This window comes from Pseudomonas sp. NFPP25 (assembly GCF_900116505.1).
GTDB classification, from domain to species: Bacteria; Pseudomonadota; Gammaproteobacteria; order Pseudomonadales; family Pseudomonadaceae; genus Aquipseudomonas; species Aquipseudomonas protegens.
Genome location: NZ_FPBG01000009.1, coordinates 143,999 through 164,811, shown reverse-complemented (window position 1 = coordinate 164,811; position 20,813 = coordinate 143,999). Strand labels below are relative to the sequence as shown.

At 62.8% G+C, this 20,813-nt stretch carries 20 protein-coding genes; 12 read left to right on the top strand and 8 right to left on the bottom strand.

Annotated features, from left to right (window positions below):
- Positions 1–11 precede the first annotated feature (11 nt).
- The gene (locus BM382_RS29745) at positions 12–908 is read left to right on the top strand and encodes a cation diffusion facilitator family transporter (protein ID WP_072444937.1); all 897 of its coding nucleotides are present in this window, start codon (positions 12–14) and stop codon (positions 906–908) included.
- Here BM382_RS29745 and BM382_RS29740 read toward each other — a convergent pair.
- On the bottom strand, positions 902–2,002 hold the full coding sequence (locus BM382_RS29740; RefSeq protein WP_011063639.1) for a DUF6515 family protein: 1,101 nt from the start codon (positions 2,000–2,002) through the stop codon (positions 902–904). The genes BM382_RS29745 and BM382_RS29740 overlap by 7 nt on opposite strands.
- Positions 2,003–2,418: 416 nt before the next feature.
- Between BM382_RS29740 and BM382_RS29735 the strand changes: the two genes are divergently transcribed.
- Together BM382_RS29735 and BM382_RS29730 are read left to right on the top strand one after the other, a co-directional pair.
- Entirely contained in the window at positions 2,419–2,898 is a 480-nt protein-coding gene (locus tag BM382_RS29735; protein ID WP_011063640.1) for an Lrp/AsnC family transcriptional regulator, read from the top strand.
- A 110-nt stretch (positions 2,899–3,008) separates the two neighbouring features.
- Positions 3,009–3,218: a DUF2788 domain-containing protein gene (locus BM382_RS29730; protein ID WP_003228500.1), complete on the top strand. Its 210-nt coding sequence runs from the start codon at positions 3,009–3,011 to the stop codon at positions 3,216–3,218.
- On the opposite strand, the gene BM382_RS29725 is transcribed toward BM382_RS29730, so the two are convergent.
- From BM382_RS29725 to BM382_RS29710, 4 genes are all read right to left on the bottom strand, one after another.
- The gene (locus BM382_RS29725; RefSeq protein WP_161466734.1) at positions 3,213–3,779 is read right to left on the bottom strand and encodes a pseudouridine synthase; all 567 of its coding nucleotides are present in this window, start codon (positions 3,777–3,779) and stop codon (positions 3,213–3,215) included. The two genes, BM382_RS29730 and BM382_RS29725, sit on opposite strands and share 6 nt — an antisense overlap.
- A 146-nt stretch (positions 3,780–3,925) precedes the next feature.
- On the bottom strand, positions 3,926–5,398 hold the full coding sequence (gene amn / locus BM382_RS29720) for an AMP nucleosidase (protein WP_015637154.1): 1,473 nt from the start codon (positions 5,396–5,398) through the stop codon (positions 3,926–3,928).
- 99 nt (positions 5,399–5,497) lie between these two features.
- Positions 5,498–7,150: an acyl-CoA dehydrogenase family protein gene (locus BM382_RS29715; RefSeq protein WP_072444935.1), complete on the bottom strand. Its 1,653-nt coding sequence runs from the start codon at positions 7,148–7,150 to the stop codon at positions 5,498–5,500.
- Positions 7,151–7,224: 74 nt separating this feature from the next.
- Positions 7,225–9,591 carry a hybrid sensor histidine kinase/response regulator gene (locus tag BM382_RS29710; protein ID WP_053160197.1) on the bottom strand — a complete coding sequence of 789 codons (2,367 nt, stop codon included), beginning with the start codon at positions 9,589–9,591 and terminating at the stop codon, positions 7,225–7,227.
- Positions 9,592–9,880: 289 nt separating this feature from the next.
- Between BM382_RS29710 and BM382_RS29705 the strand changes: the two genes are divergently transcribed.
- The 4 genes from BM382_RS29705 (at position 9,881) to BM382_RS29690 (ending at position 13,394) form a co-directional block, all read left to right on the top strand.
- Positions 9,881–10,678: a hydroxymethylpyrimidine/phosphomethylpyrimidine kinase gene (locus BM382_RS29705; RefSeq protein ID WP_011063645.1), complete on the top strand. Its 798-nt coding sequence runs from the start codon at positions 9,881–9,883 to the stop codon at positions 10,676–10,678.
- 18 nt (positions 10,679–10,696) lie between these two features.
- On the top strand, positions 10,697–11,320 hold the full coding sequence (gene thiE, locus BM382_RS29700) for a thiamine phosphate synthase (RefSeq protein ID WP_011063646.1): 624 nt from the start codon (positions 10,697–10,699) through the stop codon (positions 11,318–11,320).
- 17 nt (positions 11,321–11,337) lie between these two features.
- Positions 11,338–12,621, top strand: a complete 1,284-nt coding sequence (hemL, locus tag BM382_RS29695) for a glutamate-1-semialdehyde 2,1-aminomutase (RefSeq protein ID WP_011063647.1) — start codon at positions 11,338–11,340, stop codon at positions 12,619–12,621.
- A 218-nt stretch (positions 12,622–12,839) separates the two neighbouring features.
- The gene (locus BM382_RS29690; RefSeq protein WP_011063648.1) at positions 12,840–13,394 is read left to right on the top strand and encodes a tetratricopeptide repeat protein; all 555 of its coding nucleotides are present in this window, start codon (positions 12,840–12,842) and stop codon (positions 13,392–13,394) included.
- 77 nt (positions 13,395–13,471) lie between these two features.
- On the opposite strand, the gene BM382_RS29685 is transcribed toward BM382_RS29690, so the two are convergent.
- Positions 13,472–13,798 carry a DUF1820 family protein gene (locus BM382_RS29685; protein ID WP_007927079.1) on the bottom strand — a complete coding sequence of 109 codons (327 nt, stop codon included), beginning with the start codon at positions 13,796–13,798 and terminating at the stop codon, positions 13,472–13,474.
- A gap of 134 nt (positions 13,799–13,932) precedes the next feature.
- On the opposite strand from BM382_RS29685, the gene miaB reads away from it, so the two are divergent.
- From miaB to lnt, 5 genes are all read left to right on the top strand, one after another.
- Complete coding sequence (gene miaB / locus BM382_RS29680) at positions 13,933–15,261, top strand: tRNA (N6-isopentenyl adenosine(37)-C2)-methylthiotransferase MiaB (protein ID WP_011063650.1); 1,329 nt, start codon at positions 13,933–13,935, stop codon at positions 15,259–15,261.
- A gap of 113 nt (positions 15,262–15,374) precedes the next feature.
- Positions 15,375–16,394, top strand: coding sequence for a PhoH family protein (locus BM382_RS29675; protein ID WP_011063651.1), 1,020 nt, complete (start codon positions 15,375–15,377; stop codon positions 16,392–16,394).
- Positions 16,387–16,845, top strand: coding sequence for an rRNA maturation RNase YbeY (gene ybeY, locus BM382_RS29670; protein ID WP_011063652.1), 459 nt, complete (start codon positions 16,387–16,389; stop codon positions 16,843–16,845). Before BM382_RS29675 ends, ybeY begins: the two co-directional genes overlap by 8 nt.
- A 42-nt stretch (positions 16,846–16,887) precedes the next feature.
- Positions 16,888–17,727: an HlyC/CorC family transporter gene (locus tag BM382_RS29665; RefSeq protein WP_011063653.1), complete on the top strand. Its 840-nt coding sequence runs from the start codon at positions 16,888–16,890 to the stop codon at positions 17,725–17,727.
- Positions 17,728–17,917: 190 nt separating this feature from the next.
- Entirely contained in the window at positions 17,918–19,441 is a 1,524-nt protein-coding gene (lnt, locus tag BM382_RS29660; RefSeq protein WP_026020052.1) for an apolipoprotein N-acyltransferase, read from the top strand.
- A gap of 44 nt (positions 19,442–19,485) precedes the next feature.
- On the opposite strand, the gene BM382_RS29655 is transcribed toward lnt, so the two are convergent.
- Together BM382_RS29655 and BM382_RS29650 are read right to left on the bottom strand one after the other, a co-directional pair.
- The gene (locus tag BM382_RS29655; protein ID WP_072444933.1) at positions 19,486–20,247 is read right to left on the bottom strand and encodes a YdcF family protein; all 762 of its coding nucleotides are present in this window, start codon (positions 20,245–20,247) and stop codon (positions 19,486–19,488) included.
- Positions 20,248–20,374: 127 nt separating this feature from the next.
- A complete protein-coding gene (locus BM382_RS29650; RefSeq protein WP_011063656.1) occupies positions 20,375–20,695 on the bottom strand; it encodes a hypothetical protein in 321 nt (106 codons plus the stop codon).
- Positions 20,696–20,813: the final 118 nt, after the last annotated feature.

The window sequence follows — 20,813 nt, the reverse complement described above, 5'->3', positions numbered from 1 at the left end:
ACCCGCCATCAATGACCGCCAACTCGGAACACGCCCGCCTCCTGCGCCTGGCCACCCGCGCCTCGGTCACCGTGGCGGGCATACTGATCGTGACCAAGGCTGTCGCCTGGTGGCTCAGCAGCTCGGTGAGCATGCTCGCCGGGCTCACCGACTCGGTGCTGGACGGTTTCACCTCACTGCTCAACCTGCTGGCAGTGCATTACGCCCTGCGCCCGGCAGACGACGACCACCGCTATGGCCACGGCAAGGCCGAGTCCCTGGCGGGCATGGCCCAGGCATTGTTCATCGCCGGCAGCGCGGTTCTGATTGCCTTCCAGGCGGCGCAACGCCTGCAACATCCGGAACCGGTAGGCGCGCCCTGGCTGAGCATCGGGGTGATCGTCCTGTCGCTGGCGCTGACCATTGCCCTGCTGCTCCTGCAGCACCGGGTGATCCGGGCGACCGGCTCCAATGCAGTACGCGCCGACTCCCTGCACTACCGCTCCGACCTGATGCTCAACGGCAGCATCCTGCTGGCCCTGGTGCTGGCGGCGTTCGGCCTGCATCAGGTGGACGCCTGGTTCGGCCTGGGGATTGCCGTCTACATTCTCTGGAGCGCGATCCAGATCGCCCGGGAGAGCTTCTCGGTGCTGATGGACCAGGAGCTGCCACCGGACGTCAGCCAGCACATGCTGGAGCTGGCGTGCAGTGTGCCGGGAGTACTGGGGGCCCATGACCTGCGCACACGGATTTCCGGCAGCCACTGGTTTGTCCAACTGCACCTGGAATTACCCGGGGAACTGACCCTTTCGGTGGCCCATGGCATCAGCGACCAGGCCGCCGATGCCATCCAGAAGGCCTATCCACGGGCCGAAGTGCTGGTGCACGCCGACCCGCAGGAAGTGGTGAAGGCAGCCAGGGCTCAGTAGGTCACCTGATAGCCCCGTGAGCTCAAGCAGTTGCCCTGGGCCTGGCGGTAGGCCTGGACCACTTGCGGGGCCGGCTGATAGGTCACGCTCGCAGGATCGAAGCCGCTCTGCTGCACCGCCCAGCGATAGCAGTCGTAACGGTCCTGGTCGATCTGCTGCGGCGACTGGCCGTTGACCGGGTAGGCCAGCACGTCATAGCCATTGCCGCTCTGCTGCGGGTCCGCAACCGGCACGCCGGCAGGTGGCTCGACCACCACGTACTGCTGGGTGTTGGCTTCGTAGGTGTAGTAAGCCCCTGCCGCCAGAAAGAACAGCGCGCTGCCGATCCAGACTTCCCGCGCATAGTCGGGCAGGTACGTCACGCGAATGCCATAGGGCGGGCGCACCACCACATAGCGCGGGCCTTGCGGGCGGTACCAGTAACCACCGGAAAAAAAGTAATCCTGGCCGCGATAGGCGACCCGGTCATTGCGCCCGGGGAAGCGGTCGATCACATACCCGGGGCGGTACTGCGGCCCGGGGCCCCAGCCATTGCCATGGCCATCAGGGCGGCCCGGCCAGCGGTAGTCGTTGGGATGGCCGCCACCTGGCCGAGAGCCCGGGCCGCCAGCCTGCCAATGCTGGTTGTAGTCGTTGCGCCGGGGAATGTCCTGATAGTAGCCACGCTGTGGCTCCTGGGTCTGGCGCACGGTGTCGGGGCGGCCCTGGATCGGCAGGTTGTTCGGCTGCTGCACCTGGGGTTGTGGCACAGGGGCCGGGCGAACCTGCTGATTGGGATCGTGCTGAGGCCGGTTCTGCCACTGCCCTCCCGGGTTCTGGCCGTTGTGCTCGAACTGACGGCTGTTATCGCCGCGAATGATTTCATTCTGCGGCCGCTGTGGCTGCGCACTGGGTGGTGGACGGTTGGGAACATTGGCGGGCCGCGGCGGGGCATTTTCCGGGCGGCCCTGGCCTTGATGCTCTCGCTGCTCGCCCCCGGGAGCGCCATGCTGCGCAGGCGGCCGATTCTCGTCTCGCTCATCGGCGAGCAACTGAGCGTTGACGCTCAGGCACAACACACCAACACCTGCCATACGCCAGATGCGCGACTTCATGCTATTCCTCACTGCGGATAGGGGGGGCCTGTACATAAGACTGAAAAAGCCCTGGGCGGTTCTGCATCAGGTTATCAGTCACGAGACTTATTTCGCAGGCAATAAAAAAGGGCGGCCCGTCGGCCGCCCTTTGAGATTTTGTCCGTGCTCGGCGCTTTTGACGCCGGCTCACCTCACTCCGTCTTCTGGACAGTGTGTAGCCCGGGGGCCGGCTCAACCCTGTGGGATTGGCGGCCGCGGCAGGCCTGATTCGGCGGGCCGCAGTGGACTCTATGTCCGGGCAGTGATTCTGGTGATAAGAATAGGCGCGCAGCGAAGACAGAGGATTGCGAAGATTGCTTGTAAAAACACCACTTGCGCAATTTTTAACTCAAGATAGATAATTCAACGCAATAGTTACGACAAAGGCCTGATTGATGAGCAAACTCGACCGCTACGACCTGAGCATTTTGGCGGAGTTGCAACGCGACGCCCGTATCTCCAACCAGGAACTGGCCGAGCGCATCGGCCTGTCGCCCTCCCCTTGCTCGCGCCGGGTCAAGCAGCTGGAGGACGATGGCTACATTTCCCGCCAGGTCGCCCTGCTGGACCGCAAGATGCTCGGTCTGAGCCTGACCGCCTATGTCCTGATCGGCATGGACCGGCACACGCCGGAACGCTTCGAGAATTTCGAAGCCGCGATCCGCAGCCTGCCCCAGGTGCTGGAGTGCAGCCTGGTGACCGGGGTCGATGCCGACTATCAGCTCAAGGTGGTGGTACCGGACATGGACCATTACCAGAAGCTGCTGCTCGGCCATCTGACCCGTATCGAGGGCGTGACCAGCGTGCGTTCGAGCTTCGTGCTCAATCAGGTGCTCAACAGCACCGAACTGCCGCTGACCCACCTGCGCAACTGAATCCCGGCCCCCGCTGTGGCGACATAACGCATGCAGATCAATGCTTGGGCCGCGGGCGTTGGCGTATACTCGCCCGGCATTTTTTGCCCTGCCTGCACTGGAGATGAGTGATGGACCCAGCAGTATTCGAAGAGTGGATGATGACCGGCCTGGTCAGTATCCTGATCATTTTCATGGGTTTCATCGTCTGGGACCTGGCCAAGAAGTCCAAGGCCGGACGCTTCGGCTCGTTCATCCTGTTCTTCGTGCTGGGCCTGGGCGTTGCAGCCTTCATCATCAAGAGCGTGGTGATCGGCCTGATCGAGTCCGGCGCCTTATAAGCGCGCAGCCACCTCTTTCCACTGGCCCTGCTCCAGGCCGTCCAGGGTCCAGTCGCCGATCCTGACCCGCACCAGGCGCAAGGTCGGTAGCCCCACCGCAGCGGTCATGCGCCTTACCTGGCGGTTGCGCCCCTCGCGTATCACCAGCTCCAGCCAACTGGTGGGCACGCTCTTGCGAAAGCGCACCGGCGGGTTGCGCGGCCATAGCGTCGGTTCTTCGAGCTGGCGCGCCTCGGCCGGCAGGGTCATGCCGTCATTCAACTGCACACCTTCGCGCAAGCGCTGCAACTGCTCGGCACTGGGCTCGCCCTCGACCTGCACCCAATAGGTCTTGGCCAGCTTGTGCTTGGGATCGGCGATGCGCGCCTGCAACTGCCCGTCATTGGTCAACAGCAGCAACCCTTCACTGTCGCGATCCAGGCGCCCGGCCGGGTAGACCCCGGGGACCGCAATGAAGTCCTTGAGCGTGGCCCGCCCCTCGCCATCGCTGAACTGGGTCAGCACATCGAAAGGCTTGTTGAACAGGATCAGCTTCGGCTCGACCGGCGCGGCCTTGGCCACACGCTTGGCGGGAGAGGACGAAAACGGTTTGGCGCCAGGGCGGCGGGAAGCGGGACGGGGCGGACGGGACATGGGAGCAGGAACATTCAGCGATCAGGACCGACAATGCTAGTGGCCTGACCGCCAAATGACCATGGCTTAAACGCTTAGCGGAAAGGCGGCTCGTCGAAGCTGCGCAGTTTGCGCGAGTGCAGGGAGTTGAGCTCGCTGCGCATCAGGTCCACCGCTTCGATACCGATCTTCAGATGCTGGCTGACCGCACGCTCATAAAAGGCGTTGGCCGCGCCCGGCAACTTGATTTCACTGTGCAATGGCTTGTCCGAGACACACAACAAGGTGCCGTAGGGCACCCGCAGGCGATACCCCTGGGCGGCGATGGTGCCGCTTTCCATGTCCACCGCCACGGCCCGGGACAGGTTGATCAGCGGGCGTTCCTCGGCCCAACGCAACTCCCAGTTGCGGTCGTCGTAAGTCAGCACGGTGCCGGTGCGCAGGCGTTTCTTCAGTTGTTCGCCCTTTTCCCCGGTGACATTGGCCGCCGCCTGCTGCAACGCCAACTGGACTTCGGCCAGGGCCGGAATCGGAATGTTCGGCGGCACCACGCGGTCGAGAATGCCGTCGCGCCGCATATAAGCGTGGGCCAGCACGTAGTCGCCAATGGTCTGGGACTGCCGCAGGCCGCCGCAGTGGCCGATCATCAGCCAGCAATGCGGACGCAGCACCGCCAGGTGGTCGGTGATGTTCTTGGCGTTGGACGGACCGACACCGATATTCACCAGGGTCACACCGTGGCCATCGCTGGCCTGCAAGTGGTAGGCCGGCATCTGGTAGCGGTGCCAGACCACACCGGCGGCGATGGCCGAGGCCTCGCCGTGATCCATGCTTTTCTCGATGATCACGTTGCCCGGCAGGACCATGCGCACAAAGCGCGGATCGCTGCGCAACTGCTCCAGGCCATGAACGATGAACTGGTCCACATAGCGGTGATAGTTGGTCAGCAGGATCCACGGCTGCACATGACGCCAGTCGCTACCGGTGTAGTGCACCAGGCGCCGCAGGGAGAAATCCACTCGCGCGGCATCGAACAGCGCCAGGGGCAGCGGATGGGTATTTTCCCAATCGTAGAGGCCATCGGCGATGCCGTCGGTGGCGGCCGACAGGTCGGTACTCGGGAACACCCGCGCCAGCGCCGCAGCGGTCACGCCGGAACCTGCCAGCTCGTCGCCCTGCTCCACGACATAGGGATAAGGAATGTTCTGCTCACTGACGCCCACTTCCACCGTCACGGTGAAGTCGTGCATCAACGGCACCAATTGTTCGAGCAGGTAATTACGGAAGGCTGCAGGATGGGTCACGGTGACACTGTAGGTGCCCGGCAACTGGACCTTGGCATAGGCCCTTGTGGTCTGTGGGACTTCGCCATGGCAGTGGTAGGTCAGGCGCAACTCAGGGTAGCGAAACAGTGCTCTTTGCTCGGCATCCGGCTCGACCCGGTCCTTGAGATAACGCTTGAGCGCCTGGCTCAGCGCCGTGGTGGCCCGCTCATGCAGGGCGGCAAGCCGGTCCACGGCTTGCTCGGCGGTTTGAACGACAATAAAAGCTTCGGTCACGATAAGCATCCTGTGTTCTGAACTTGCAGGCATTCATCTTGCCTGCAAGACCGTCCCACGGGAACAGCGTAATCACCGCAGGCGCCGGGAAGCCGGCGCCAGGGAGGGTCAGAAGCCCTGAGGGGAGGAGCGGGCGACAATGGCTGCCACGTCCAGGCCACGCGGCAAGGTGCCGTAGACCCGCCCGCCCTGGCCGCCCAGGCGGCTGGCGATAAAGGCGTCGCTGACCACCTGGTTGCCGGCTTCCAGCAAGAGCTTGGCCTGCAGGCCCAGGGCAATGTCCTCGGTGAGTTGACGAGCACGGTATTGAATGTCGCCGGTGTCCTTGAAGCTCTCCTTCAGCCCGTTGATATGGGCGGCCAGGCGCTTGTCGCCATGGCCATCGCCCAATTCGGCGAACAAGGCGTCCAGCACGCCCGGCTCCTTCGACAAGGCTCGCAGCACATCCAGGCATTGCACGTTGCCGGAGCCTTCCCAGGTGGAGTTCACCGGCGCCTCGCGGTACAGCCGTGGCAGGATGCTGTCCTCGACGTAACCGGCACCGCCCATGCACTCCGCCGCCTCGTTGATCATCGCCGGGGCCCGCTTGCAGATCCAGTACTTGCCCACCGCCGTCACCAGCCGGGAAAACTTCGCCTCCTGGGCATCGTCCAGATGATCCAGGGCCCGCCCCATGCGCATGCTCAGGGCCAGGGCCGCTTCGCTTTCCAGGGCCAGGTCGGCCAGCACGTTCTGCATCAGGGGCTGCTCGCTGAGCACCCGCCCGCCCACGGTGCGATGGGCACAGTGATGGCTGGCCTGGGTCAGAGCCTGGCGCATCAGGGAGCTGGAGCCGACCATGCAATCGAAACGGGTCATGGCCACCATCTCGATAATGGTCGGCACGCCGCGGCCTTCCTCGCCGATCATCCAGGCCAGGGCACCGCGGAACTCCACTTCGCTGGAAGCGTTGGAAAGGTTGCCGAGCTTGTTCTTCAGGCGCTGGATATAGAACTGGTTGCGCGTGTCATCGGGACGGTGCCGGGGCAGGAGGAAGCAGGTCAGGCCCTTGTCGGTTTGGGCCAGGGTCAGGAAGGCATCGCACATCGGCGCCGAACAGAACCATTTGTGGCCCACCAGCTCGTACACCTGCCCGGGGCCGCCAGCCCCCACCGGGTAGGCCCGGGTGGTGTTGGCACGCACATCGGTGCCGCCCTGTTTCTCGGTCATGGCCATGCCGATGGTCAGCCCGGCCTTGTGTTGCATGCCGACATTGCGCGGGTCGTACCGGGTGGCAAGGATCTTGGGCAGCCACTGGTCGGCGATATCCGGTTGCAGCTTCAAGGCCGGTACACAGGCGAAGGTCATGGTCAGCGGACAGCCGCTGCCGGCCTCGGCCTGGCTGTGCAGATAGGTCATGGAGGCGCGGGCAACGTGGGCCCCCGCTTGCGGATCGGTCCAGGGCAGTGAGGTCAGGCCGGCTTCGATCGCCGCCTGCATCAATTGGTGGTAGGCGGGATGAAACTCCACCAGATCGATCCGGTGGCCAAAGCGGTCGTGGCTGGAAAATACCGGTTTGTTCTGATTGGCCAGGAACCCCGCCTCCATCAACGGACCACCGGCCAGGGCGCCATAGGCGTCGACCCGCGACTCGGCCCAACCGGCATCGAAACGGCGCATCCATTGCTGCAGCGGCAGGTCGATCCGATAGAGATTGGCGCCGTCCAAAGCTGGCGGCTGGTTGGTGACTTCGTGGGTTTCAGCGAACTGGTGGAGGTTCATCGCGGGGCTCCTTCAGGGTGTGCCAAGACCCCAGTTAAGCACCGCCCCCACCCCGAACAAAGTGGCATACCTGCCTAAATGTCGGCGCTTTCGCCCTGTTCCACAGAGAGCACATATCTCGACAATGCCGTTTGCAAGGCCTCGAACTTCACCGGTTTAGCCAGATAGTCGGAGCCAGCCCCCGCCGGGCAGCCCTCTTTGCCGGGCACGCAGGCCAGCAGGATGGGCAATTGGGAATAGCCGGGCAGCGCCTGGGCCTGCAAGCGAAACGCCCCCAGTTGCGCCGTGGACATCTCGCCATCGATCAACACCGCACTGACCAGCTCACGCCCGAGCAATTGCAGGGCATCAGTAGGGCTACCGGCGGTGCGCACCTGGTAGCCCAGCTTGAGCAGCATGCCCCTGACCACCAACTGATTGACGTCGTTGTCGTCCACCAGCAGCACGGTGCAGTCCCGGGGCAAGCGTCGCGCCACTGCCGCCGGCGAGCGCGGGGCGGGTTCCTGGGCGTCGAACTCCACCAGCAGGCGGAAACAACTGCCCCGGCCTGGCGTGGATTCGTGGGTCAATTGCCCGCCCAGCAACTCCACCAACTGCCGACAGATCGCCAGGCCGATACCCAGCCCGCCATATTCACGGGTCATGGAACCATCGAGCTGGAAGAAACGCTGATACAGGGTCGCTTCATCCAGGTTGACGAAGCCAATACCGCTGTCGATCACCTCGAAACTCAGGCTGACCCGCTGCGCCGACACGGAACGCGTGAGCACCCGCAGCACCACGCTGCCCGAAGGGGTGAACTTGATGGCATTGTCCAGCAGGCACTCCAGACAATGGCTGAGTTTGCAGCGGTCGCCCTGCAAGCGATCGGGCAGCCCGGCGCTCAAGTCAATCTGGAAAGCCAGCGACTTGGCGGCGGCACTGGCGCCGTATTGGGTCTGCAGTGTCGTCAGCAGGGAGCGCAGGCTGAACGGCTGACGCTGGGCGCTGAGCTTGCCGGCCTGCAGCTCGGTCAGGGTCAGAATGCCGTTGACCATGCGCATCATGTCCCGCGCCGAGCCGGCCGCTGTCTGCTGGTATTGCTCCAGCTCCGGATCCAGTTCCAGGGTCTGCATCAGTTCCAGGGAGCCGATGACGCCATTCATCGGGGTCCGCAGCTCATGGGTCAGGGTGGCCAGGAATTCGTCCTTGAGCCGGTTGCTGTGGGCCAGTTGCTGGTTCAACACTTCAAGCTTCTGCCCGGCTTCGAGCAGTGTCTGGGCCTGTTGCTCACGCATGGCATTGATGCGATCGGCCAGGGCCAGGGACAGCAACGCCACTTCGATCGCCGAGCCGATCTGGCTGGCGTACATGGTCAGGAACACATTCGGCAGGTAACCCAGCACCATCAAGGTGTTGATCACCCCTCCAAACAAAAAGGCCGACCAGGCGATGATGAAATAGCGTGCCACGCGCAGGCCTCGACACCAGGCGACAATCCCGGCCACGTAGATCACCACGGTGAACACCAGGGCCAGGGTGGTGGCCAGGCGCAATGCCAGGGCATAACTGGTCATCAGTGAAAGCGCCATGACCAACGCGCCAAAGGCCATCAAGGCCAGTAGCACACGGTCGACCCAGGGGCTGTGGCGGGAAGTCTGCAGGAAGCTGCGGGCGAACTGGCTGCCGAACAAACCTGCCGAACCGATGAAGAACGGTGTCGCGGCATTGGCCCACCAGGGGCTGTCGGGCCAGAAGTACTCCACTGCGGCGCCGTTGACCGACAGCTGATAGAGACCGAAGGAAGCGATATAGACGATGTAGTAGAGGTAGCTGGTGTCCCGCACGCTGAGGTAGATGAACAGGTTGTACACCAGCATCCCCAGCAGCACGCCGTAAATCAGCCCGAGCACATACAACCGCACCGGCTGGGCTTCCAGGTAAGCACTGCTGGACCACAGGCTCACCGGCGCCTGGATCGAGCCTTCACTGGCCAGCCGCAGGTAGACGGTCTTGTGCTCGTGGGGAGAAAAATTCAGGTTGAACAGGTAGTTGTTCTGGCGAATCTCTCGACTGTCGAAGGGCAAGGCATCCCCGGTACGACCCGCCAGGCGATAACCACCAGACTCGTCAGGGACGTACAGTTCAAGGTGGTCCAGAGGCGGATAGGCCAACTCCAGCAACCAGCTGCGTTGTGCGCTCGGGTTGGCGGGGCGATAGTCGAGGTCGATCTTCAGCCAGAACGCCGAGCGCGAATAACCGGCGTTGAGGGTGTCTTTGTCGTGGGGTCTGAATTGTTCAGCCAGAGGCCCCGAGCTGACATCGGCAATGGTCGCCTCACCCCCCGCGTCTTCGAGTACTTGCATCACTCGGCCCAAGGGCAGGCGTTGAGTGAACTCGTCGAACTCGGCGGCGCCAGCCAGCATCGGCAAGCTCAACAGCAACATCAGCAAATAGTGCATAAAGCCCCAGCGTGGCTTGTCCGGTGGTGTCAGGAAGTCCCCCATTTCCCTTGAGCAGACGTAGAACCGGCATGACCTGTTATTGATTTGAATCCACTCTAGCATAGCCGCTGATGGCCATTGAACACCATTGTAAGTTTTAGTCTAAAGGCTCTAGAACGGGGCTTTCAGCGCAATCCAGCGGGCTAGAGCTGTTGCTTCGGTCAAGTGGGCTGGCAGGCGCCAGATCGCCCCTCTCTTATATGTCGAGCGCCGCGAAAAAAAACGTTTGGTGGTAAGCTCGCCGCCCATGAATATCTACAGCTCTCGCCCCGTTGTCCTCTGTCTCTCCGGCCACGACCCCAGTGGTGGCGCCGGCCTGCAGGCAGATATCGAAGCCCTGCTGGCTCAGGGTTGTCATGCAGCTCCGGCTGTCACCGCGTTGACCGTGCAGGACACGGTCAATGTCAGCGACTTCCGCGTCCTGGATCGCGAGTGGGTATTGGCCCAGGCCAATGCGGTGCTCAACGACTCCACGGTAGCGGCGGTCAAGCTGGGCATGCTCGGTTCCCTGGAAATGGTCGACACCGTGGTCGAGCTGCTCCAGGCCCACCCGCACCTGCCAGTGGTCTGCGATCCGGTGTTGCGCGCCGGCGGCGGTGGCCGGCTGGGCAAGGATGAAGTCGGCTACGCCATGCGCGAGCGCCTCCTGCCCCTGGCAACCATTGCCACCCCCAACCTTCCCGAAGCCCGAATTCTCGCGGAACTGCCTGAAGGCAGCGCCGACCAATGCGCCGAAAAACTCCTGCCCTTCGTCAAGCATTTGCTGATCACCGGCGGCCACGGCGATGAACACGAAGTCCACAATCGCCTGTACAGCCGTGACGGCCTGCGCGAAACCTATACCTGCCAGCGCTTGCCGGGCAGCTACCACGGCTCCGGCTGCACCCTGGCCAGCGCACTGGCCGGCCGCCTGGCCCAAGGTGAACACCTGGCCAGTGCGGTGAAGTCCGCCCTGGATTACACCTGGCGCACCCTGCGCGATGCCGAACAGCTTGGCCGTGGCCAGTTCGTTCCGCGCCGCTTGCCGCTGGATTTCTGCTCGTAATGTCATGAGGCCTGCTCAATGAAACTACGTGGTCTGTACGCCATCACCGACAGCCAACTGTTGGCCGGCAAGTTTCTGAAGTACGTGGAGGCGGCGCTGGAAGGCGGTGTCACGCTGTTGCAGTACCGCGACAAAAGCGACGACCAGGCCCGCCGACTGCGGGAAGCCGAAACCCTGCTGGCCTTGTGCGAGCGCTACAAGACCCGTTTGATCATCAACGATGATGCCGAGCTGGCGGCGCGTATCGGTGCCGGCGTGCACCTGGGCCAGACTGATGGCCCATTGACCCCGGCCCGAGCCTTGCTGGGCCGCCAGGCGATCATCGGTGCCACCTGCCACAGCCAGTTGCCACTGGCCGAGCAAGCCGCCAAGGAAGGCGCCAGCTATGTCGCCTTCGGCCGTTTCTTCAATTCCACCACCAAACCCGGCGCGCCTGCGGCCAGCCTGGAGCTGCTGGACCAGGCCCGGGCCAGCCTGCACCTGCCGATCTGCGTGATCGGCGGCATCACCCTGGACAACGCCGCGCCACTGGTGAACCACGGCGCCGACCTGCTGGCGGTGGTCCACGGCCTGTTCGGCGCCGAGAGCGCCGAAGAAGTGACCCGCCGCGCCCGCGCCTTCAACGCCCTATTCAACAGCTGATTTTTGAGAGCCCGATCATGTCTCGTTCCGAAACCCTGTTTGCCAACGCCCAGAAACACATCCCGGGTGGCGTCAATTCGCCTGTCCGCGCCTTCAAGAGCGTGGGCGGCACCCCGCTGTTCTTCAAACACGCAGAAGGTGCCTACGTCACCGACGAAGACGACAAGCGCTATGTCGACTACGTTGGCTCCTGGGGCCCGATGATTCTTGGCCACAGCCACCCTGATGTCCTGGACGCCGTGCGCAAGCAACTGGAACACGGCCTGTCCTACGGCGCACCGACCGCCATGGAAACCGAAATGGCCGACCTGGTGTGCTCCATCGTGCCGTCCATGGAAATGGTGCGCATGGTCAGTTCGGGCACCGAAGCCACCATGAGTGCCATTCGCCTGGCCCGTGGCTTCACCGGCCGGGACAGCATCATCAAGTTCGAAGGCTGCTACCACGGCCACTCCGACAGCCTGCTGGTAAAGGCGGGCTCCGGCGCCCTGACCCAAGGCGTGCCGAGCTCCGCCGGTGTGCCCGCGGCTTTCGCCAAGCACACCCTGACCCTGCCCTTCAACGACATTGCGGCGGTGGAAAAAATGCTCGCCGAAGTAGGCCAGGAAGTGGCCTGCATCATCGTTGAGCCAGTGGCCGGCAACATGAACTGCGTACCCCCGGCACCAGGTTTCCTCGAAGGCCTGCGTCGCCTCTGCGATCAGCACGGCGTAGTGCTGATCTTCGACGAAGTGATGACCGGTTTCCGTGTTGCCCTCGGTGGCGCTCAGGCCCATTACGGCGTGACACCCGACCTGTCGACCTTCGGCAAGATCATCGGCGGCGGCATGCCGGTAGGCTGCTTCGGCGGCAAGCGCAAGATCATGGAGCACATCGCGCCCCTGGGCCCGGTCTACCAGGCCGGCACCCTGTCCGGCAACCCGCTGGCCATGGCCGCTGGCCTGACCACTCTGCGCCTGATCAGCCGCCCGGGCTTCCACGCCGAACTGAGCGACTACACCAGCCGTCTGCTCGAAGGCCTGCAACAACGCGCCGATGCAGCAGGCATTCCGTTCGTCACCACCCAGGCTGGCGGCATGTTCGGCCTGTACTTCAGCGGTGCCGATGACATCGTCACCTTCGACGATGTGATGGCCAGCGACGCCAACCTGTTCAAGCGCTTCTTCCACCTGATGCTGGAAGGCGGCGTGTACCTGGCGCCGAGTGCCTTCGAAGCGGGCTTCACCTCCATCGCCCACGGCGAGGCCGAGTTGCAGCTGACGCTGGATGCGGCAGAGCGGGCATTCGCCGCCCTGAAGTAAGCGCTGGACGGCGGGCGTGTGAAACATCACGCCCGTTGTAGTCTTTACTTGAATTTTCTCCAGTGAAACCTGGAAATGCTGATGAATCCTTGGGATATAGCGCCCACGCAGCAGAAAAACGAGTAAAGACTTTGTAAGGTGGGCCCTGCTTATTTCATAATGCGCGCTTATTGGGCCCCACGCTGGGCCCCGCGCCCCTCAGAGGTAAGTCGATTCCCATGAACCGCACCGGCCGCGCCCTGACACTGGGCTGCCTGTTGCTCCTTCAGCCCCTGCTCGCGCATGCACAAGCAGGTGGCAACTCGTTGTTGATCCCGGCGCTGGGTCGCTGCACCCTCGATCCCCAGGCTCAGGACCAGGCCGAGGCCCTCACCGCCTGCCAGAAGGCCGCCGACGAGGGGGATGCCGAGGCGCAATACGAGCTGGGCGAGTTCTACTACGAGGGCAAAGGTGCGCCGCAAGATTTCAATCAAGCCCTGAGCTACTTCGAAAAGGCCTCCTTGCAAGGCCATGCCCAGGCGCAATTCAAGCTGGGCACCATGTTCTTCCACGGTGAAGGCGTGCCGGCCAATAACGTGCAGGCTTACATCGTGCTGAAGATGGCTGCGGTCAATGGCGCCGAAGACGCCCTGGACACTGCCGACGAAGTCGCCGAGCACATGCAGCGCGACGAACTGGAAGTTGCGACCCAGGTACTGGGACAGATTTTCCGCAAATACCTGATGGAACTGCAGAGCGCCGATGGGCGTTCACCCTTCTCGCCCCTGCCGTAGGCATTTGCGCCTCAGTCGCCGGTGAGCCGGCTTCCACACAGACAACCGCCCTCCCGGAAAGACGGAATCGGCCAGGCTTACTTTTCCGGCATCGGCATCGGGAACGGCATGACATTGCTCACCCCGCGGGCCTCGCTGATTTTCGGCGTACCCAGGCGCTCGACTTCATCGATGCGCACGATCGAATGCATCGGCACAAAGCTGCGCACTACACCTTCGAACTGGGCCTTGAGCTTCTCCTCGCTCGGGTCAACGACCACTTGCGTGCGCTCGCCAAAGACGAACTCTTCCACTTCCAGGAAACCCCACAGATCACTCTGATAGATCTGCTTGGCGTACATTTCGAACACCTGGCCCTGGTTGAGGAAAATCACCTTGTAGATTGGAGCTTCACGTTTGGTCATGGCGGGCGGGTAACACATCGGGGGACAAAAATAGGGCGCGAACTATAGCATAGCTACCCGATGCACAACCCTAGGAACCTGTGGGCATGGCCCCTATAATGCGCGGTTCTTTGAATCACGTGATGATCCCGTCCATGGCCAAGAAGCTTTACATCGAAACCCACGGTTGCCAGATGAACGAGTACGACAGCTCGCGCATGGTGGACCTGCTGGGCGAACATCAGGCCCTGGAAGTCACCGCACGCGCCGAAGATGCGGACGTCATCCTGCTCAACACCTGCTCCATTCGCGAACGCGCCCAGGACCGGGTGTACTCCCAGCTCGGGCGCTGGCGTGAGCTCAAGCTGGCCAATCCGGACATGGTGATCGCCGTAGGCGGCTGCGTGGCCAGCCAGGAGGGCGCGGCCATCCGCGACCGCGCACCCTATGTGGACGTGGTCTTCGGCCCGCAGACCCTGCACCGCCTGCCGGAAATGATCGACGTCGCGCGCATCACCAAATTGCCGCAGGTCGACGTCTCGTTCCCGGAAATCGAAAAGTTCGACCACCTGCCCGAGCCCCGGATCGATGGCCCCAGCGCCTATGTCTCGGTGATGGAAGGCTGCAGCAAGTACTGCACCTTCTGCGTCGTGCCCTACACCCGCGGCGAAGAAGTCAGCCGGCCCTTCGACGATGTGATCGCCGAGATCATCCACCTGGCGGAAAACGGCGTCCGCGAGGTGACCCTGCTGGGCCAGAACGTCAACGGCTATCGCGGCCAAACCCACGACGGGCGCATGGCCGACCTGGCCGAATTGATTCGTGTGGTTGCCGCGATCGATGGCATCGAGCGAATCCGCTACACCACCTCACATCCGCTGGAGTTCTCCGACAGCCTGATCCAGGCGCATGCCGAAGTACCAGAACTGGTGAAGCACCTGCACCTGCCGGTGCAATCCGGCTCGGACCGGATCCTCGCGGCCATGAAGCGCAATCACACCGCCCTGGAGTACAAGTCCAAGCTGCGCAAGCTCAGGGCGGCTGTTCCGGGAATCTGCATCAGTTCGGACTTTATCGTCGGCTTCCCAGGCGAGACGGAGAAGGATTTCCAGCAGACCATGAAACTGATCGAAGACGTCGGTTTCGACTTCTCCTACTCCTTCGTCTACAGCCAACGGCCGGGAACACCGGCCGCCGACCTGGCCGACGAAACACCGGAGGCGGTGAAAAAGGAACGGCTCAACGCCTTGCAGCACCGCCTCAACCAGCAAGGTTTTGAAATCAGCCGACAAATGGTCGGCTCTACCCAGCGCATCCTGGTGACCGACTACTCGAAGAAAGACCCGGGCGAACTGCAGGGACGGACCGAGAACAACCGCATCGTCAACTTCCGCTGTGACAATCCCACGCTGATCGGCCAGTTCGCCGACGTGTACATCGACTCGGCGCAGCCTCACTCGCTGCGCGGCTCCCTGCTGCAATAACCTGGCAGGGAAAAGCCCCAGCAGCCCTTGCTCCGCATAAGAGCTTTCGCACCCAGGCTGCTGGCGTTATCCTTGAATTCATCTTAATTGCCGTTGGGCGGCTAAAAACGACCTTGAACGCACCCATAGAACCTCATCGTTTCATCCTCGAGCCCTTCGAGGCTCGCCGCTTCGCCAATCTGTGCGGGCAATTCGACGAGCATCTGCGCTTGATCGAACAGCGCCTGACGATCGAGATCCGCAACCGCGGCAATCAGTTCGAACTGATCGGCGAACCCAAGCAAACCACCTCCGCGGAAAACCTTCTGCGCCGTCTCTACCGGGAAACCAAGGGCACCGAGCTGTCGCCGGACCTGGTCCACCTGTTCTTGCAGGAGTCTGCCGTGCAAGAGCTGGACAACCCTTCGGTAGCCGATGCCGCCGTGGCCCTGCGCACCAAGAAAGGCATGATTCGCCCCCGCGGCCTGAATCAGCAGCGCTACGTCAAAGAGATCCTCGGCAACGACATCAACTTCGGCATTGGCCCGGCCGGTACCGGCAAGACCTACCTGGCCGTGGCCTGCGCCGTGGACGCCCTGGAACGCGAGCAGGTGCGACGCATCCTGCTGGTGCGCCCGGCGGTAGAAGCCGGCGAAAAGCTCGGTTTCCTGCCCGGCGACCTGGCCCAGAAGATCGACCCCTACCTGCGCCCGCTGTACGACGCCCTGTATGAAATGCTCGGCTTCGAACACGTGGCCAAGCTCATCGAACGCCAGGTCATCGAGATCGCGCCCCTGGCCTACATGCGCGGCCGTACCTTGAACAACAGCTTCATCATCCTCGATGAAAGCCAGAACACCACCGTGGAACAGATGAAGATGTTCCTGACACGGATCGGTTTCGGCTCCACTGCGGTGATCACCGGCGACATCACCCAGGTCGACCTGCCCAAGGGCACCAAGTCCGGCCTGGCCCATGTGATCAACGTACTCAAGGATGTGCCTGGTATCAGCTTCACTCACTTCATGCCCAAGGACGTGGTGCGCCATCCGCTGGTGCAACGCATCGTCGAAGCCTACGAGCGCTTCGAACTGCACGCTGCCGACGAGGCCGCCAAGGCTGCCGCAGACCGAGGCAACCGCCACGATGCTTGAGCTTGACCTGCAGCGCGCCAGCCAACAGCCGGCCCCCAGCGATGAACAGTTCCGCCAGTGGTGCGAGCTGGCCCTGCGCCAGCGCACCGCCGATTCGGAACTGACCATCCGCCTGGTGGACGAAGCAGAAGGGCGTGAGCTGAACCACACCTGGCGTCATAAGGATTACGCCACCAATGTGCTGTCATTTCCTGCCGATGTACCGGATGAGCTGCTGGATATCCCATTGCTGGGGGACCTGGTGATCTGCATTGCGGTGGTCGAACGCGAAGCGGCTGAACAAGGCAAGGAACTTCAGGCCCACTGGGCCCATCTGGTGATTCACGGCTGCTTGCATCTGTTGGGCTACGACCATATAGATGACGACGAAGCCGAAGAAATGGAAGCGCTGGAACGAACGTTGCTTGCAGAACTGGGTCATCCGGACCCTTATGCAGATGACGAAAGCTGATCAACAACCCCCTGTAACAACCAAGGATTCAGAGCAATCGCTATGAGCGAAGATCGATCGAGCAACGGGCAAAAGTCCTGGCTGGGCAAACTGACCCAGGCTTTTGCCCATGAGCCGAAAAACCGCCAGGAGCTGCTGGAGCTGCTGCGCGAAGCCCATCAGAACAAGTTGCTGGACAGCGAAGCGCTGGCCATCGTCGAAGGCGCCATCCAGGTCGCTGACCTGCAAGTCCGGGACATCATGGTTCCGCGCTCGCAAATGATCAGCATCAAGGCGACCCAGACCCCTCGGGAGTTCCTGCCCGCAGTCATCGATTCGGCGCACTCGCGCTACCCGGTGATCGGCGAAAGCCATGACGACGTGATGGGCGTCCTGCTGGCCAAGGACCTGCTGCCGCTGATCCTCAAGGAGAACGGTGACAGCTTCAACATCAAGGACCTGCTGCGCCCGGCGACCTTCGTCCCCGAGTCCAAGCGCCTGAACGTGCTGCTGCGCGAGTTCCGCGCCAACCACAACCACATGGCCATCGTCATCGACGAGTACGGCGGCGTGGCAGGCCTGGTGACCATCGAAGACGTGCTGGAACAGATCGTCGGCGACATCGAGGACGAGCATGACGTCGAGGAAGACAGCTACATCAAGCCACTGCCCAGCGGCGACTTCCTGATCAAGGCGCTGACGCCCATCGAGAACTTCAACGAGTTTTTCGACAGCGACTTTTCCGACGACGAATTCGACACCGTAGGCGGCCTGGTCATGAGTGCGTTCGGCCACTTGCCAAAACGCAACGAAATCACTGAAATCGGCGCCTATCGCTTCCGCGTGCTCAACGCCGACAGCCGGCGGATTCATCTGCTGCGCCTGACCCCCATTTCCCGCTGAGGAAACGGGTCATCTGCCCTCCCCCGCACCGCGATATCGTCTTGAGGCCACTTGCCTGGCCTCAGGCGATACAGTGCGGGGACGCATCGGCCGAGCAGCGCTGCGTGACTCGACGCTCATCTGAAACAACCCAACCATTCTCCTCGTGCCTCGCCCGGTACGACACAGGAAAGAGCTGATGAAACGCCTCTTGCAGCGCTCAACCCGCCCCGGCTGGCCCGGCAACCTGCTGGCCGTGATCGCCGGCGCCATCACCACCCTGGCCCTGGCCCCCTACAACATCTGGCCTCTGGCGCTGCTGGCAGTCGGCCTGTTCTACGCCGGGCTGCGCGAGCTGACACCGCGCCAGGCCCTGGGCCGCGGCTGGTGCTTCGGCTTCGGCCTGTTCGGGGCTGGCACCAGTTGGATCTACGTCAGCATTCACACCTATGGCGGCGCCTCGGCCCTGCTTGCCGGCCTGCTTATGCTGGCCTTCATCGCCGCCATCGCCTGGTTTTTCGCACTGCCTGCCTGGCTCTGGGCCCGCTGGTTACGACGCAATGAAGCGCCGCTGGCGGACGCCCTGGCATTCGCGGCCCTGTGGCTGGGCCAGGAAGCCTTTCGTGGCTGGTTCCTCACCGGTTTTCCCTGGCTGTATTCCGGCTACAGCCAGCTTGACGGCCCACTGGCCGGGCTCGCGCCGCTGGGTGGCATCTGGCTGATCTCCTTCTCACTGGCCCTCACCGCGGCGCTGCTCTACAACCTGCCGCGACTGATCAAGGCCGGGCGCAAAGCCTTCATCGTTGCGGGCCTGCTTCTGTTGGCAGCCCCCTGGATCGTGGGCCTGGCCCTGAAAGGCCATGCCTGGACCAGCCCCGCCGGAGAGCCGCTATCGGTCGCCGCCATCCAGGGCAATATCGAACAGAGCATGAAGTGGGACCCGGCCGAGCTCAACGCCCAGTTGGCGCTGTATCGCGACATGAGTTTTCGCAGCAAGCGCGTAGACCTGCTGGTCTGGCCGGAAACCGCAGTACCAGTGCTCAAGGAGTCGGCCGAAGGCTACCTGACGATGATGGGCAACTTTGCCGCCGACCGTCATTCCGCGCTGATTACCGGCGTTCCGGTGCGCCAACTGGTACGCCATGAAAAACGCTACTTCAACGGCATCACCGTGACCGGCGAAGGGGACGGCACCTACCTCAAGCAGAAGCTGGTGCCTTTTGGCGAGTACGTGCCCCTGCAGGAAGTGCTGCGCGGCCTGATCGACTTCTTCAACCTGCCGATGTCGGACTTCGCCCGCGGCCCGGCCGACCAGCCGCTGCTGCAGGCCAAGGGCTATCAGATAGCGCCGTTCATCTGCTACGAAGTGGTCTACCCCGAATTCGCCGCCAGCCTTTCGGCCCGTAGCGACCTGCTGCTGACCATCAGCAATGACACCTGGTTCGGCACTTCCATCGGCCCCCTGCAACACTTGCAGATGGCGCAGATGCGCGCCCTGGAAGCCGGGCGCTGGATGATTCGCGCGACCAACAACGGCGTCACCGGGCTGATCGATCCGTTCGGCAGGATCACGGTACAGATTCCCCAGTTCGAACGCGGCATTCTGTACGGCGAGGTCGTGCCCATGCACAACCTGACGCCGTATCTGCAATGGCGCTCCTGGCCGCTGGTGGTGCTCTGCACCCTGCTGTTTGGCTGGGCCTTGCTGGCCAGCCGTATTGCCAAGACCGTTTGAGGGCCCTCGCTGGCAATCCGGCTCCCGAGGGTGCCGGATTGCCATCAGCGATAGAACAACCGGTAGCCCAATTGGCCCACTGCCTCATTGAGCAACTGCCCGCTCTGCCAGATCGACTTGAACTCAGGCATCCAGCCTCCCAGCGGACGGGCGTTATCCATTCCCAGGAACCCCACTGGCGCAGGCACCACTTCAAACCCGACGTGCTCGAAACTCCACACCGAGCGGGGCATGTGCCAGGCCTGGGTCACCACCACCACACGCTTGATCCCCAATGGCAGCAGGACTTCGGCGCTGAACTGCGCGTTTTCCCAGGTAGTGCGGCTGCGGCCTTCCTGCCAGCGCACCGTCACGCCAAAGTCATCGAGCAGGGATTGCGCCATCAACGCAGCCTCGGTGGGCGGCGTACCGTAATGCAAGCCGCCGCTGGTCAGCACCGGCAGCCCGGAGGCCTTGGCCAGGCGCGCGGCATAGCGTTCGCGCTCCAGGCCCACGCCGGTGGGCTGATCGGAGCCCCACGCCGGATCTCCCCGCTCCCGCCCCGAACCCAGCACCACAATCACATCCGCCTGCTCGGCCAGGCTCGCCCATTGGCTTTGCGGCAAGGGCGGCAAGCGCTCCAGACCGCGCGCGCCCCACTCCACCATGACCGGCAGGCTCATCAACCAGAAACCACCCAGCCCCAAGGCAAAACACCAACCTGCCAGCCGTGGCCGGGAACGGCGCAAGCCCCAGGCAAGCAGCAGCAACAGCAATAGAATGCCGGGCGGCAGCAGCAACTGTTTGATGAAATAGCGAAAAGGCATCGAGCATCTCCAACAAGATGCCCGAAGCCTAAAGGGGATACCTGTCCGGCAACAACCAATGCCTGGTATTTTTGCTCCCGAGGTCCTCGGCCGCGACCTCGCTCGACCCGACAAGGGGCCCTGGGACCTACTTGAACTGCTGAGATCGGACTTTCACCGATGCCTTGACGGGCGCCTGATCCTTCAGCCAAATGATCTTGGCCGAACGAGGCACCTCCTGGTGTTGCAGACTGCCCATTGGATTGATCTGCATTTCACGTTGATGGCGGGCCAGATAGGCCCTGATCAATTCAAACTCCGCCCGGCTCAAACCCCGCAGCTCCAGCTCGATAGGCCGCTCATTGCGCAGTCGATCCGCCGTTTTTGCCGCATCCAGGGCCAGAGCCAGTCGATTGAGGAGCCTTTCATACACCTCCGGTTCTGTTGCTTTTCGCTGCGATTCAAGCATCCGTTCACCTCATCGAAGATAAGACTCACTCCCCTTTTTGAGCTTAGTCGGACAGCCGAAAGCGACGCGCCGCCGCGACCAACGGCCCGCCCGAGCAATCAGGGTTTCCCTCGGCAGA

What these genes read in the sequence shown, in the direction of transcription:
- hemL (WP_011063647.1), top strand. Translation starts at nt 11,338, where the DNA reads ATGTCTCGTTCCGAAACCCTGTTTGCCAACGCCCAGAAACACATCCCG.
- thiE (WP_011063646.1), top strand. Translation starts at nt 10,697, where the DNA reads ATGAAACTACGTGGTCTGTACGCCATCACCGACAGCCAACTGTTGGCC.
- BM382_RS29740 (WP_011063639.1), bottom strand. Translation starts at nt 2,002, where the DNA reads ATGAAGTCGCGCATCTGGCGTATGGCAGGTGTTGGTGTGTTGTGCCTG.
- BM382_RS29705 (WP_011063645.1), top strand. Translation starts at nt 9,881, where the DNA reads ATGAATATCTACAGCTCTCGCCCCGTTGTCCTCTGTCTCTCCGGCCAC.
- BM382_RS29730 (WP_003228500.1), top strand. Translation starts at nt 3,009, where the DNA reads ATGGACCCAGCAGTATTCGAAGAGTGGATGATGACCGGCCTGGTCAGT.
- BM382_RS29735 (WP_011063640.1), top strand. Translation starts at nt 2,419, where the DNA reads ATGAGCAAACTCGACCGCTACGACCTGAGCATTTTGGCGGAGTTGCAA.
- BM382_RS29655 (WP_072444933.1), bottom strand. Translation starts at nt 20,247, where the DNA reads ATGCCTTTTCGCTATTTCATCAAACAGTTGCTGCTGCCGCCCGGCATT.
- BM382_RS29665 (WP_011063653.1), top strand. Translation starts at nt 16,888, where the DNA reads ATGAGCGAAGATCGATCGAGCAACGGGCAAAAGTCCTGGCTGGGCAAA.
- amn (WP_015637154.1), bottom strand. Translation starts at nt 5,398, where the DNA reads ATGCTTATCGTGACCGAAGCTTTTATTGTCGTTCAAACCGCCGAGCAA.
- BM382_RS29690 (WP_011063648.1), top strand. Translation starts at nt 12,840, where the DNA reads ATGAACCGCACCGGCCGCGCCCTGACACTGGGCTGCCTGTTGCTCCTT.
- BM382_RS29715 (WP_072444935.1), bottom strand. Translation starts at nt 7,150, where the DNA reads ATGAACCTCCACCAGTTCGCTGAAACCCACGAAGTCACCAACCAGCCG.
- miaB (WP_011063650.1), top strand. Translation starts at nt 13,933, where the DNA reads ATGGCCAAGAAGCTTTACATCGAAACCCACGGTTGCCAGATGAACGAG.
- BM382_RS29650 (WP_011063656.1), bottom strand. Translation starts at nt 20,695, where the DNA reads ATGCTTGAATCGCAGCGAAAAGCAACAGAACCGGAGGTGTATGAAAGG.
- ybeY (WP_011063652.1), top strand. Translation starts at nt 16,387, where the DNA reads ATGCTTGAGCTTGACCTGCAGCGCGCCAGCCAACAGCCGGCCCCCAGC.
- BM382_RS29685 (WP_007927079.1), bottom strand. Translation starts at nt 13,798, where the DNA reads ATGACCAAACGTGAAGCTCCAATCTACAAGGTGATTTTCCTCAACCAG.
- BM382_RS29745 (WP_072444937.1), top strand. Translation starts at nt 12, where the DNA reads ATGACCGCCAACTCGGAACACGCCCGCCTCCTGCGCCTGGCCACCCGC.
- BM382_RS29710 (WP_053160197.1), bottom strand. Translation starts at nt 9,591, where the DNA reads ATGCACTATTTGCTGATGTTGCTGTTGAGCTTGCCGATGCTGGCTGGC.